This window comes from Suipraeoptans intestinalis (assembly GCF_034091795.1).
Classification (GTDB): Bacteria; Bacillota; Clostridia; order Lachnospirales; family Lachnospiraceae; genus Suipraeoptans; species Suipraeoptans intestinalis.
Map to the genome: position 1 here is coordinate 223,204 of NZ_JAXFXH010000019.1, position 12,865 is coordinate 236,068.

General features: G+C 47.9%; 12 protein-coding genes. All 12 read right to left on the bottom strand.

Features of this window, described 5'->3' with window-relative positions; all coding sequences use genetic code 11:
- Positions 1-12: 12 nt before the first annotated feature.
- The gene (recG, locus tag SOW26_RS06855; protein ID WP_320652123.1) at positions 13-2,028 is read right to left on the bottom strand and encodes an ATP-dependent DNA helicase RecG; all 2,016 of its coding nucleotides are present in this window, start codon (positions 2,026-2,028) and stop codon (positions 13-15) included.
- A gap of 16 nt (positions 2,029-2,044) precedes the next feature.
- Positions 2,045-3,700, bottom strand: coding sequence for a DAK2 domain-containing protein (locus SOW26_RS06860; protein WP_320652124.1), 1,656 nt, complete (start codon positions 3,698-3,700; stop codon positions 2,045-2,047).
- Between the two features lie 13 nt (positions 3,701-3,713).
- Entirely contained in the window at positions 3,714-4,073 is a 360-nt protein-coding gene (locus SOW26_RS06865; RefSeq protein WP_154475653.1) for an Asp23/Gls24 family envelope stress response protein, read from the bottom strand.
- 161 nt (positions 4,074-4,234) lie between these two features.
- Positions 4,235-4,423: a 50S ribosomal protein L28 gene (gene rpmB, locus SOW26_RS06870; protein ID WP_154475655.1), complete on the bottom strand. Its 189-nt coding sequence runs from the start codon at positions 4,421-4,423 to the stop codon at positions 4,235-4,237.
- 130 nt (positions 4,424-4,553) lie between these two features.
- On the bottom strand, positions 4,554-4,982 hold the full coding sequence (locus tag SOW26_RS06875) for a GerW family sporulation protein (protein ID WP_320652125.1): 429 nt from the start codon (positions 4,980-4,982) through the stop codon (positions 4,554-4,556).
- Positions 4,982-5,926, bottom strand: coding sequence for a DUF2953 domain-containing protein (locus SOW26_RS06880; RefSeq protein WP_320652126.1), 945 nt, complete (start codon positions 5,924-5,926; stop codon positions 4,982-4,984). The genes SOW26_RS06875 and SOW26_RS06880 overlap by 1 nt, the downstream gene beginning before the upstream one ends.
- 1 nt (position 5,927) lies before the next feature.
- The gene (locus tag SOW26_RS06885) at positions 5,928-6,254 is read right to left on the bottom strand and encodes a hypothetical protein (protein WP_276960010.1); all 327 of its coding nucleotides are present in this window, start codon (positions 6,252-6,254) and stop codon (positions 5,928-5,930) included.
- A 19-nt stretch (positions 6,255-6,273) separates the two neighbouring features.
- Positions 6,274-7,605, bottom strand: coding sequence for a peptidoglycan D,D-transpeptidase FtsI family protein (locus tag SOW26_RS06890; protein ID WP_276960013.1), 1,332 nt, complete (start codon positions 7,603-7,605; stop codon positions 6,274-6,276).
- 52 nt (positions 7,606-7,657) lie between these two features.
- On the bottom strand, positions 7,658-9,115 hold the full coding sequence (locus SOW26_RS06895; protein WP_320652127.1) for an FtsW/RodA/SpoVE family cell cycle protein: 1,458 nt from the start codon (positions 9,113-9,115) through the stop codon (positions 7,658-7,660).
- Positions 9,116-9,124: 9 nt separating this feature from the next.
- Positions 9,125-11,272, bottom strand: a complete 2,148-nt coding sequence (locus tag SOW26_RS06900) for a peptidase U32 family protein (protein ID WP_320652128.1) — start codon at positions 11,270-11,272, stop codon at positions 9,125-9,127.
- Between the two features lie 78 nt (positions 11,273-11,350).
- Entirely contained in the window at positions 11,351-11,770 is a 420-nt protein-coding gene (zapA, locus tag SOW26_RS06905) for a cell division protein ZapA (RefSeq protein WP_276959848.1), read from the bottom strand.
- Positions 11,771-11,861: 91 nt separating this feature from the next.
- Positions 11,862-12,857 carry a Holliday junction branch migration DNA helicase RuvB gene (gene ruvB / locus SOW26_RS06910; RefSeq protein ID WP_276959847.1) on the bottom strand — a complete coding sequence of 332 codons (996 nt, stop codon included), beginning with the start codon at positions 12,855-12,857 and terminating at the stop codon, positions 11,862-11,864.
- Between the last annotated feature and the right edge of the window lie 8 nt (positions 12,858-12,865).

Consider the following 12,865-nt stretch of genomic DNA (forward strand, 5'->3'; position numbering starts at 1 on the left):
TCGATCCGTCCTCTAAAGTACCACCGGATCCTGCCTGAGAGTCAGGCACTCCCTGTCCTGCCTCTCCAGTTCTTTCGCCACCTTCGCCGCCAATTTCAATATCTGGGAATCCTGAAAGATATCCCCCATTTTAAAATCCATTAACCCGCTTTGCCGGATCCCGAACAGATCTCCCGGTCCCCTCAGCCGCAGGTCTTCTTCGGCAATAAAGAAGCCATCGTTACTCTGATTCAGAATCTCCAGTCTGTCCCGAATCTCTTTTGATCTGGAGGCAGTCATAAAAATACAATAAGACTGGTGCCTTCCCCGCCCCACTCTTCCTCTTAATTGATGCAGCTGTGCCAATCCAAACCGTTCCGCATTCTCGATCAGAATCACCGTAGCATTTGGAACATCGATCCCCACCTCAATCACTGTCGTAGACACCAGTATCTGGATCTTATTTTGAGAGAACGCCTGCATCAGCCTGTCTTTTTCAGAGGGTTTCATTTTTCCGTGCAGACATTCCACACAGATATTCTTCCCTAATGTTTCCCGCAAAATCTCTGTATAATCCGTTACGTTTTCTGCATCCAGATGTTCGCTTTCTTCCACCATCGGGCAGATCACATAGCACTGCCGCCCCTCTTCCACCTGCTTCTTTAAGAAGGCGTATGCCTTTTTGCGGTAATCCGTTCCCACCACACAGTTCTTGATCGGGATCCGGTTTAAAGGACGCTCTGCTATCACGGAAACGTCCAGATCGCCATACAAAATAATCGCCAGTGTTCTGGGAATCGGCGTTGCACTCATGACCAAAACATGCGGTTTTTTACCTTTTTTTGCAAAATCTCCTCTCTGGTTTACGCCAAATCTATGCTGTTCATCTGTAACTACCAGAGCAAGCTCATGATATTCCACCTGCTCCTGGATCAGGGCATGCGTTCCCACTACAATATCCACCCTGCCCTCTCGAATCCTTTCATAGGCTTCTTTTCTTGCCTTCCCTTTCAGGGATCCGGTCAAAAGCTCCACGGTAACATCAAGGCCTGCAGCCGCAAACATATTCTGCAGGCTTTCGTAATGCTGATTTGCCAATACCTCCGTCGGTGCCATCAGTGCTCCCTGATATCCGCTTCCCACCATCTGAAGAAGCGCCAGAACCGCCACGATCGTTTTGCCGGATCCCACGTCTCCCTGTATCAGCCTTGCCATCATTTTTCCGGATCTCAGATCTTCGGAAACCTCCCGGCACACCTGCTTTTGCGCATTTGTCAGCCGATAAGGTAAGGATTCCTCCAGTTTTTGGCTCAGCCTGTCATCCCAAGCAAGATAACTGCTTTCCTCCGCTTCCTTCTTTTCTTTCAGACCCCTGACGGCAAGGATAAATGTGAGAAATTCGTCAAACACTAGTCTTCGTCTGCTATATTCAAATTCTTCTTTTGTTTTGGGGAAATGGATTCCAAGAACAGCGTCTTTCCACAGAAATAGATGATTTTCCTTCAGAATATGCTCCGGCAAGGCTTCCTCTTTGAACGTAAAATGCTCCAGAACCTGCTGGACTGCCTTTTTTACCACTTTGTTGGACAACCCTGCCGTCACACTGTAAACAGGCTGCATGGAATGCAGCCTTTCTTTATATGCCTGTAAAGAGAGAAAGATTTCAGGCTGCTCCATTCGGAACTCACCTTTTTTTAAGACGACCCTCCCCCTTAAAATAATTTCCTGCCCTTCTTTGAAGCTATGCTTTAAAAAGGGCATACGAAACCACAGTACACGGAGACTTCCCGTATCATCCCGGATCAAAAGAGTTGTGACCTGCATTTCCCGACTGCCCGCCACCCGCACCGGTGATACGATCTTTCCCCTTATCGCCTGTATCCGTCCTTCCTCCAACTGGGAGATGAAGACAGGCGCTTCATAAATATCGTAAGTCCTGGGATAGAAGCGGATCAGATCCCCCACCGTAAAAAGTCCCAGCTTCTGGAAGAGTTTTTCCGTCTTTTCTCCTATCCCTTTCAGTTGATTTAATCTTGTCTCTTCTATCATATCCCTGCCTGACGGACTATTCCACTGCCATCACGTAGTAATAGATCGGCTGTCCGCCGTAATGAGCGTCTACATCCAGATCCGGATACAGCTCTTCTACCGCCTGCACAAATGCTGCCGCCGCTTCTTCGCTGACGTTTTCCCCGTAATAGAGACTGATCAGCTCGGAACTGTCGTCTACCAGATGATCCAGCATCTCTCTGGCTGTCGCTTCCACTTCTTTCCCTACTGCCAGAATCCCATTATCGCCAATTCCCATAATGTCGCCTTCTTTGATCTCTTTCTCATCGATACAGGTATCCCGGACTGCGTAGGTAACCTGTCCGGTCTTCACTTTTGCGATCTCTTCCAGCATCACAGCCTCATTGGAGGGTACATCCTCCTCCGGCATGAAATTGATGACTGCCGTGATTCCCTGGGGAACCGTCTTTGTCGGGATCACTATGATCTCCTTCTCCTTCACCAGTTCCCTGGCCTGACTGGCTGCCAGTACAATGTTCTTGTTGTTGGGAAGGATGAATATAGTATCCGCATTGACCTGTTGGATAGCATTGAGCATATCCTCTGTGCTGGGGTTCATTGTCTGTCCCCCTTCGATGATGTAATCTACACCCAGTTCACGGAAAATATCATTCAGTCCTTCTCCTATGGAAACAGCGATAAAGCCCATCTTTTTCCGCTCTTTTTCTTCCTGCGCCTGCTCCCGTGCCAGTCTCTCGGAATCCCGGATCAGTTTTTCCTGGTGCTCCTCCCGCATATTGTCGATCTTGATACGGGAAAGCTGCCCATATCCCAGAGCTTTTTGCAGCGCCATACCCGGATCGTTGGTATGTACGTGGATCTTTACCACCTCTTCATCTGCTACGCAGACAATGGAATCACCAATGGAAGAAAGGTACTGTTTCAGTTCTCTTTCCTGTCCTTCTGTAAATTCCTTTTCCGTCAGGATGATAAACTCTGTACAGTAGCCAAAACGAATCTCCGCCTCTTCTGTCACAGATGCTGCTTTTACTACTCTTTCCGCTGCCGGAATGATGGCCGGATAGTCTATTTCCTTCCCTAAAAATGCATCGTAAGCACCCTGGAGGATCTCGATCAGTCCCTGTCCGCCGGAATCCACCACGCCTGCCTCTTTTAAAACAGGCAGCATCTCCGGAGTCTTTGCCAGAACTTCCCGCCCATGTGCGATCACTTCGCCGAGAAAGACCTCCAGATCCTCAGTTTCTCCCGCCATCTGGGCTGCCTTGTCCGCAATCCCGCTGGCAACCGTCAAAATGGTTCCTTCCTTTGGCTTCATAACCGCCTTGTAAGCCGTGTCCCGTCCCCTGGCACATGCCGCCGCCAGCACAAAGGTGTCTACTTCTTTCTCCTGACGGATCGCTTTCGTGAATCCTCTTAACAGCTGCGACAGGATCACCCCTGAATTTCCTCTTGCTCCCCGCAGGGATCCGGAGGAGATGGCTTTTGCCAGTTCCTCCATCGTCGGATGTTCCAAAGCCGCCACTTCCCTGGCAGCCGCCATGATGGTCATAGACATATTCGTTCCCGTATCCCCGTCCGGAACGGGAAATACGTTCAGTTCGTTAATATATTCCTTTTTCGCCTCAATATTCCTTGCTCCGGCAAGAAACATTTCAGCCATCTTATCTACACTTATCGTTTTCGTAGCCACGTCTTGCCCCTCCTTAATCGATGACTCTTACGCCTTCAATGTAGACATTGATCTTATCTACCGGCATTCCGGAAAATTCTTCCACTTTATATTTTACATTGCTGCACAGATTGTCTGTAACGGCCGAGATGTTCACACCATAAGACACGATCACATGAAAATGGATCGCGATATGATTATCCTCTGAGATCCTTACCTGTATTCCTTTGGTCAGACTCTCCTTTTTCAACAGGTGAACCAGTCCATCCTTCATATTGACCGCCGCCATCCCTACGATCCCAAAGCACTCTACCGCTACCGTTCCCGCATATTTCGCAATAACTTCCGCATCTACCGTCACGATGCCAAGTTCTGTACTCATACATCCTTTCATATCGAAACCTCCGTTCTCTTCCCCTGCTGCCTACGCAGTACTGATATTATACTCTGTTTTTTATTTGATTACAACTATTAACTCCCTGTCCCGGTTCCTTATAAAGCAAAAACTCAGATTCCAAAACGAAATCTGAGTTCCTCATTCTTCTTTCTCCTGCATTATGCACGCTCTACTCTGCCGGACTTCAGACAAGAAGTACATACATACATCTTACGTGTAGCACCGCCCTCTGTCTTTACACGAACGGACTTCACATTTGACTTCCACATTTTTGGTGTTTTTCTATTAGAATGACTTACATTATTTCCAAAGTGAGCACCCTTTTCGCAAATAGCACATTTAGCCATGACTGCACCTCCTAACGCTCAAAATAAGTTCTTACGAACTTGCAACATTGATATTCTAGCAAATCTCATCTGAAATTGCAAGACCTAATTTCTTCTTCCTGCCGGAAAGATTTTCCTGGAAAGATTTCTCCTACTCCGCTTCCGAAGCTTTTTCCAGCATATCTGCAACCTTCTGCTCTGTCATCTTCCCTTCTTTTTTAGGAGAAAAGCGATCCACAAGATCCGGGACCATATCCAGGATCTTTGTCATAGTATCCTGGTTTTTAATATTGACCAGCTTGGTCTTTCCGTTTTGTATCACAAGAACTGCGCTGGGCGTCATCTTTCCGCCCATTCCCCCTGCGCCCTTTTGCTTCCTTTCTCCCTGTCTTCCGCCTGCTTCCACATTTTTCCCGCTCTGAAAGCTGCCGGCTCCGATGGCAAAAGATACATCCACCAGTGGAAGAATGATAACATCGCCGATATGGACGGGCTCCCCTACCACCGTCTTGGACGACACCACACTGTCCACTCCCTGAAATAGTGCCTCTACCGTTTCCTTAAAATTCTGTTCTGCCATTATCTGTCCCTTCCTTTCCTGCGTGCCATATTGTTTTTATATTCCATGATATCCCGATAGGTCATTCGAACCGCTTTCCTGCATCCAAGGCCCGCCAGCAGCCTGATCATCCACCACAAGTAGACTCTGCCGCAAACGCTTCCGTCCACCTCCAAAACTTCCGTCTCAAAATCGGGGAGAATTTCTATCCGATCCTCATAAACCGGATACAAAACTGCCAGTCCTGCCAGAACATACCCTGTTGTTCCGGGATCTTCAAAGCCAAATACAAATCTTCCTCTTATATCTTTCGGCTTTAGTTTTTTAAGAAGAATCCTACCTTCTTTTTTCAATATCTGGAATGCTCTTTGATGGATGGGATCCCCCAGAAATTCTTTGAGAGCCTCCTTTTGCTCCTGCAGCCATCTGATGGTATCATGGATATTACGAAACTTTCTCTTGATCTCTTCCCATCCCTTTCGGATCCTGTTTAAAATGCTTTTTTCTGTACTTTCTTTTTCTGCCGTTTCCACTTTCCCAGGATTTTCTTCCATTTTAGGATTCGTCTGATCCACTGGATCCTCTGGTTCCATTTCCTGGAAAGGAACGGAATCTGTTTCCTTTTGGTCCGCTTCGTCATCCTCTTTTTCCTCACTCGTTTTCTCTTCGGACTGTTTTTCTTTTTTCCCCTGTCTCGAAGGCGAATCGCTCCCCCACCTCCAAAAAGCAACTCTGACTTTCCATTTTGCTCCTTCTTCATAATAGAAGCAGGCTGAAACCAGGCCAAAACACCATCTTATCACAGCCCTGCCTCCCCGCTCTTCCTTCATCCGGTTCCAGTTTCCTTCCATCCGATAGCAGATTGGTAAAAACAGGATTCCTAATAGAACGAGAACAAGCAGTCCCGCAAAAGCTCCCAGGCAGATCCCCAGTCCTTTCAATAGGATTAAAATCATATGCAACATTTTATTCGCCCTGTTCCTCCCTTGCTTTCAGATAAGAACACACGTCTGCGTTTCCGGTGTTTTGGTAAGCATCCTCCACCATCTCTGCCAGTAGTTCCAGCGCCTCCTCATAGCCAAATGCCATTCCCGCGATCTTTACCTGTTCTCTGGGATACCAGGCCTGTAAAAACATTCCGGCATGGCAGATCTCCAGTGTCATCCTCTCTCCCTCTCTGCAAAGGAGCAGATAAACCGAGAACTGGATGCTGTTATCCTCCAGCTTTCGGATGATAGTTTCCTTCTTTTCTTTTGCTCTTTCTGTCAGGTACAGATTTTTGAAATAGCGCATTCCCTTCTCCTTTTGACCGCTACTGATAATAGGCGTCAAATACCTGTTTCGCCACCTGCGTGCCACTGATACTTCCATCGGAAGCTTCAATGATGACGCTGATTGCCAGCTGCGGCTGATCCACATCACACATTCCGATAAACCAGGAATGTGTTTTTTCCTGATCATTGCTGTACTCTGCCGTTCCTGTCTTCCCTGCCGCCGTATAGCCGGCTCCTGCAAACACGGAAGCTGTCCCATAAGAGGTTACGGCCGTCATATACTCTTTCAATTTTGCGGCCTCCTCCGGCGTCATCAGGGTTCTGTATTCTTTCGGCATCTGCTTTTCGATCACCTTTCCGGAATGGTTGGTGATCTTATCTACCAGATAAGGTTTCATCAACACGCCCCCATTGGCGATGGAAGCCGTGATCAGCGCCATATGATAAGGGCTTACCTGGGTCTGTCCCTGTCCCATAGCCGTCATCATTTTGTCCGCACTGTCTGACTGCTCCGTCAATGTAAAACTACTGCGGCTTCCCGGCAGAGGGCCGGGAAGCTTACTGTCAAACAAAAGTTCCTTGGCTGTTTTTTGAAACCGGGGAACCTCCAGCATCAATCCAATATTAGAAAACGAGGCATTGCAGGAGTATGCCAGACTGTCCTGAAGATCTACCACTCCATGAGCCTGATGATTGTAGCAGTGGATCAGTGTCCCCTCGTGTTCTATGAACCCCGGACAGGTGTAGGAGTAGGATTCAAAATCCGGATGCTCCCGCATATATTCCAGCGCCGTTACCACCTTAAAGGTGGATCCCGGTACATAGTTGCCCTGTGTGGCTCTGTTCAGCAGAGCGCTTTCCGGATCTGCATTCAGGTACTCCCAATTCTCTTCTATCTGGTTGGGATCGTAGTCCGGCTTGGACACCATAGCCACAATCTTTCCGGTGGAAGGCTCTATTGCTACCACAGCTCCCCTATAAGGCCCCAGCGCGTTCCACGCCGCTTCCTGCAAGCGGGCATCCAGCGTCGTCACAATGTTGTCCCCCGGATTTTTCTTGTTTTGGAATTCGTTTTGCAGCTTGGTAAGAAAAAATTCGTTGGATGTCAGAAGATTATAATTCTCTGCGGACTCCAACCCCGTCTTCCCTTGTTGACTGTAGCCTACTACATGCGCAAACAGATTACCGTAGGGATACTGTCTGACTTCTTTTCCGTCTGCTCCTGTGACTGTCTCCGCCAGAACGTTGCCGTTGCGGTCCTGGATCTGCCCTCTGGTGATCCGTTTGCTGTTGGCATCCTGTCTGGCATTATAAGGACTTTTGATCAGATCCTTACTTTTTACCGCCTGAAAATAAATGATATATCCCATCAAAGCCAGAAACAGCAGGACATATACATATGTCACCTTGGCAAACTCCCTGTTACCGGATCGTTTTTTCCTTGCTTTTCTCCGGTCTTCTCTGTCTGCTTCTTTTCTCTCTTTCCGCGGCATTGCCCTTTTTTCCATTTTTCTCTCCATCTTCCGCAATGCTTCTCTTTGCTCGTAACTTCTCTCGTTGTCTTCTCTCAATATCTTCTTCCTCATCTTCCCGCAGGATATACAGTCCCTGGATAATAGCAAACATGATCAAAGTACTGACCAGAGAACTGCCTCCATAGCTGATCAACGGCAGGGTCACTCCGGTAGAAGGGATAAATTTAGTCACGCCGCCCACCGTTAAAAACACCTGGAAAATATAACAGGTTCCCAGTCCCAAAGCCACCATCTTATAAAACATGTTGTGAAGCTGCATTGCGATATTCAGAAACATCACGTAGCAGCTGATACAGATCAGAATCACCGCAAGAGCAAAGATCAATCCCATCTCCTCTGCGAGCGCCGAAAAAATAAAATCCGTGTCCGCAACCGGGATACTATCAGGCGCTCCCTGGAATAAGCCCATCCCAAACCATCCTCCCGTTCCGATGGCAAACAAAGACTGCGCTACCTGATATCCTCCTTTGTCGTACACCGCAATGGGATCCTTCCACACCAGAACTCTGACTCTTACATGGTTGAACAGATAATACGCTCCCACTGACGCTGCGCCGCCGGACAGGACGCCCGCCGCCACATAGAGAAACTGATGCGTTGCCACATAAAGCATCGTCAGGTATACCACAAAGACGATCAGGGCAGCGCCCAAATCTGTAGAGGCCACCAGGATCAGCACGTGGAATGCCGCAAGGGCTGTGGTAACCACAATATTTTTAAATTCCATGGATTTTTTGAAGCTGGCCGCCACAAAAAATACGAAGATGATCTTTACCAGCTCCGAAGGCTGAATACTGATCCCTGCAACGGTGAATCCCAGCCTTGCCCCGTAGGATACCCTTCCTAAGACTGCCACCACGCCCAGAGACAGGATACCCAGTCCTCCATAAAAAAGCCTCCACTCGGACAACAGCTTCAGTTTTCGGATGATCACCGGAATCACAAGGCTGAGAGCAATGCTTCCCGCTGCGATGATGTACTGTTTCATCGCTTTCTCATAATTTAGTCTGGTGATCATGATCAGTCCTACACTTAAAAGCATACATAGATTATTTACCACCAAACGCGACGCTTTAGGATAAAGGTTCGTATAGAGGATTATAGTGGCACCAAACAGAACCACTTGCATTAAATAAAAAGCGATCATTTTTAAATCCGAGGTTTCCAGATACATGACCAGAAACGCCGTCATGTGCATCAGAAACATCAGCACATTCTGCTGCGTCAGGATTCTTTTTTTTGCCTCCGGGCTTCGATAGGCAAATACTCCGAAACACAAATATGCATAGACGACGACCATCACGATCAAAATATATTTAGAAAGCTCTACTATAATATTTATCATGCCTTACTCCTATTTTACGCCCCGTTTCCAATGCCCTCTGGTGAATTCCTTTTGAAACGGAGCTCCCAGTTCCGGATCTCCCTGCAGGAATCCCGCCTGATAGGCTTTTAAAACCGCCTGCATCTCTTCTTTGTCTTCTGTGGAAAAGTCCAGACGGATCTCCCACATCCCAAGACGCTTCACATCTTCTGCCAGATCTGCCAGAAACAGCGGCGCGGGATTATAGATAACATTATAACAGGAATCACAATATTTTTTAACCGGTATTTTTTTCTGTTTCCTGTCGGTCAAATACAGCCAGCCTGAACGCCCGTCGCATCCGCGCACCGTCTTCTGTACGCAGTTGGCAGTGATCATAACCGGCTGACGCCCATACACGATCAGGGTGGCTCCTTCTATTTCCAATTCTTTTAATTCTCTTTCCCGAAATTCTACCGGAGCCGTATACCCCCGGATCCCCTCTTCCCGGAAAAATACCTTTCCCTGTTGATTCCATACATAGAGATTATAGTCTGTCCGCACAGGTTTTTCAAATCCTCTGTCTCTAAGCCATTGAAGGCTGTCCCAGTTTCTTATCAGTACTTCATCGCAGTAGGCACGGATCTCTTCCCGGTATGCCTCCCACTTTTCTGCGGTATCTTCACGAAACACAGAAGGAAGCGCAAGAATGATACATTTCTTTGACAGTTTCGCCTCTCTGCAAAGTTTTGGATCCTCTACATAGATCCGGGAAACCATCTCGGCGTCCATCGCTATTTTCATCTGTTCTCTGGTCTGCACCAGCACTCCCACCCTGTAAGTAGCGCTTCGGTCCCTGTTTTCTTCGGCAGCAGCTCCCTGTTCCGGATGTAACGCGCTTTCGTCTTCCTTCCCGTTCTCCTTCGTCCACTCTCTTCTGTAAGGCTGTAAGAGGGCTTCCGTCAGTTTTCCAAGCCCCTGTCTCCGTAACTGATTCAGGCTTTGCACCGGAAGAAAGACTCCCTCTTCCATGCAGATCTCCAGATTCTGAAAATAAAACCCGGTGCTTCCCGTTTTTTTCATCTGCTTTTCCACCTTGGAAAGTTCCAGCGGCTGGCGCACCGCCTCCTGCACCACTTCTCCTTTGCAGCTTACTTTGGCAGACCCGGCAGCTACAGAAAAGCTTGCCGGACATCCGCTTTTGAGCCATAGCTTGCCGGAAACGGGCAGCAGTTCGGGAAGATAGGCCCCTTCCTTCTTCTGCGACTCCGTCGATACGTTTTCCGGTCTTGCAAGGGAGAGCATCTCCTTTCCGTTTCGCTGATGATAATACCCTTGCGAATATCCTCTTCTCTGGTAGACTTCTTTCAGTTTTCTTTCATCCTCCGCACTTACAGAAAATCCACTTTGTCCGTTTTTTTGATAAAGATCCGTATATTTCTTGTAAAGCTTTGTTACCGTATAGACATATTCCGGCTGCTTCATTCTTCCTTCGATTTTGAAAGAATCGATCCCCGCCTCTATCAGTTCCGGGATCTTATGGATGGTACACAGATCTTTCAGACTCAAAAGGTCCTGCTCCGGCCGGCCGTCTATCTGATAGGGAAGACGGCATGGCTGGGCGCACTGTCCTCTGTTGCCGCTCCTGCCGCCGATGAGACTGCTGAACAGACACTGCCCTGAATAGCTGTAACACATTGCCCCATGAACAAAACATTCCAGCTCCAGTCCTTCTTTCTTCATTTCTGCAATCTCTTTCAAATGTAACTCTCTGGAAGGCACCACCCGGGAAACACCGTGTTTCTTCAGAAACCTGACTCCCTCCGCAGCCGAAATACTCATCTGCGTGCTGGCATGGATTTCCAGCCCAGGAAACCAGCTTCTAACTGCCCGCAGCACTCCCATATCCTGAACGATCACAGCATCCAGACCTCTTTGATAATAAGGCAGCAGGTAAGAAAACAGCTCCGCCAGTTCTTTATCCTTCAAAAGGGTATTGACCGTCATATAGATCTTTTTCCCCTGTAAATGCACTTCATCTATCGCTTCCAGAAGCTGTTCCTCGGTAAAATTCTGCGCATAGGCTCTGGCTCCGAACCTGCTCCCTCCTATATAGACTGCGTCTGCTCCCGCTGCAAGTCCGGCCCGCAGACTGTCCAAAGATCCGGCCGGCGCAAGGATCTCAACGTGTTTTCCCATAGTCTCCTCTTTCTTATGCGAAAATAGACTGTCCAGAGACAGCCTATCCTTTGCTTTTCTTTTTGTGGTGTGATCCTGTTAGTTTGATCCGTTTCCTTTGTTTTTTATCTCTGTCTCCAGCTGGACGATCTTCATCTGAAGATCTTTGTTCTCTTCCTTCAGCTTATCCATCGCCTTTTCTGCATTTTCCAGCTTGATCTGAACAGAAATCAATTCATGCTTCAAGTCATACATCTCTTTGTCTTTTGTCTCGATATCGCTTTCCAGCGATCCTCCCTGCTTTTTCGCCTTAAAATAGTCATCGGCAATATTCAGGGCAAGTAAAATACTCCTGGTCTCGGAATTTTGTTTTCGATACCCGTCGCTGCGGCTGCATTCTTCGATCTTGTGATTCAGATAGGTGGATACCTTCTGCAGGTACTCCTCGCTTTCAAAACCACTGAGGGTAAATACCTTCCCCCCAATTAATACTTCCGTGTAGTTTTTTGATGATGCCATCAGAAGCCTCCCTCATTCATCCATATTTCTTTTATTATAAACTAAAATTTCTAAAAAACCAACTATTTTTCCTGTGTTTTCTAACACTTTCCTATTCTTTTTCCATTCCCAGATGACGGTAGGCTCTTTCCGTTACGACTCTTCCTCTCGGTGTTTTCTGAATCCAGCCATTTTTCAGCAAAAACGGCTCATAGACATCTTCTATGGTTCCGGAATCTTCTCCCACGGAAGCCGCCAGTGTATCCAGTCCCACCGGTCCGCCGGAAAAGCGCTGGATCATGGTCAGCAGTACCTCCCGGTCTGTCTGATCCAGTCCTTCCTTATCCACATCCAGAAGATCCAAGGCATAGTTGGCTGCTTCTTTGGAAATACAGCCGTCATACTTTACCTGCGCAAAATCCCTGACTCTTTTCAGCAGCCGGTTGGCAAGTCTGGGGGTTCCTCTGGAGCGCCTTGCCAATTCCATTGCCGCCTCCAGTTCCACCTCTACTTCCAGCACCTGCGCTGATCGAAGTACGATGGTCTGAAGTTCTCCCGGCGTGTAAAACTCCAGGCGATGCACCACTCCAAACCGGTCTCTGAGAGGCGCCGTCAGCATCCCCGCACGGGTCGTAGCTCCTACCAGTGTAAATTTGGGAAGCTCCAGGCGGATGGATCTGGCAGAGGATCCTTTTCCTATCATGATATCGATCACATAATCTTCCATAGCAGGGTACAACACTTCCTCCACCTGTCGGTTCAGTCTGTGGATCTCATCTACGAACAGAACGTCATTTTCCTGAAGACTGTTTAAAATGGCAGCCATTTCTCCCGGCTTTTCAATGGCAGGGCCGGAAGTCACCTTCATATTGACCCCCATTTCATTGGCAATGATACCGGCAAGCGTCGTCTTTCCAAGCCCCGGCGGCCCATAAAAGAGCACATGATCCAGCGGTTCTTTTCTTGCTTTTGCCGCCTCTATATATACCTTTAGCGTCTCCTTGGCCTTTTCCTGCCCGATATAATCCTCCAATGTCTGCGGCCTTAGATGGCTTTCCAGTTTATTTTCTTCTTCCGTATATTCCGTTGTCACGATTCTTCTGTTCATATCTTCCC

Coding starts and splice junctions, on each gene's coding strand:
- recG (WP_320652123.1), bottom strand. CDS start 2,028: ATGATAGAAGAGACAAGATTAAATCAACTGAAAGGGATAGGAGAAAAG.
- SOW26_RS06865 (WP_154475653.1), bottom strand. CDS start 4,073: ATGAAAGGATGTATGAGTACAGAACTTGGCATCGTGACGGTAGATGCG.
- rpmB (WP_154475655.1), bottom strand. CDS start 4,423: ATGGCTAAATGTGCTATTTGCGAAAAGGGTGCTCACTTTGGAAATAAT.
- SOW26_RS06875 (WP_320652125.1), bottom strand. CDS start 4,982: ATGGCAGAACAGAATTTTAAGGAAACGGTAGAGGCACTATTTCAGGGA.
- SOW26_RS06880 (WP_320652126.1), bottom strand. CDS start 5,926: ATGTTGCATATGATTTTAATCCTATTGAAAGGACTGGGGATCTGCCTG.
- SOW26_RS06885 (WP_276960010.1), bottom strand. CDS start 6,254: ATGCGCTATTTCAAAAATCTGTACCTGACAGAAAGAGCAAAAGAAAAG.
- SOW26_RS06890 (WP_276960013.1), bottom strand. CDS start 7,605: ATGGGATATATCATTTATTTTCAGGCGGTAAAAAGTAAGGATCTGATC.
- SOW26_RS06895 (WP_320652127.1), bottom strand. CDS start 9,115: ATGATAAATATTATAGTAGAGCTTTCTAAATATATTTTGATCGTGATG.
- SOW26_RS06900 (WP_320652128.1), bottom strand. CDS start 11,272: ATGGGAAAACACGTTGAGATCCTTGCGCCGGCCGGATCTTTGGACAGT.
- zapA (WP_276959848.1), bottom strand. CDS start 11,770: ATGGCATCATCAAAAAACTACACGGAAGTATTAATTGGGGGGAAGGTA.
- ruvB (WP_276959847.1), bottom strand. CDS start 12,857: ATGAACAGAAGAATCGTGACAACGGAATATACGGAAGAAGAAAATAAA.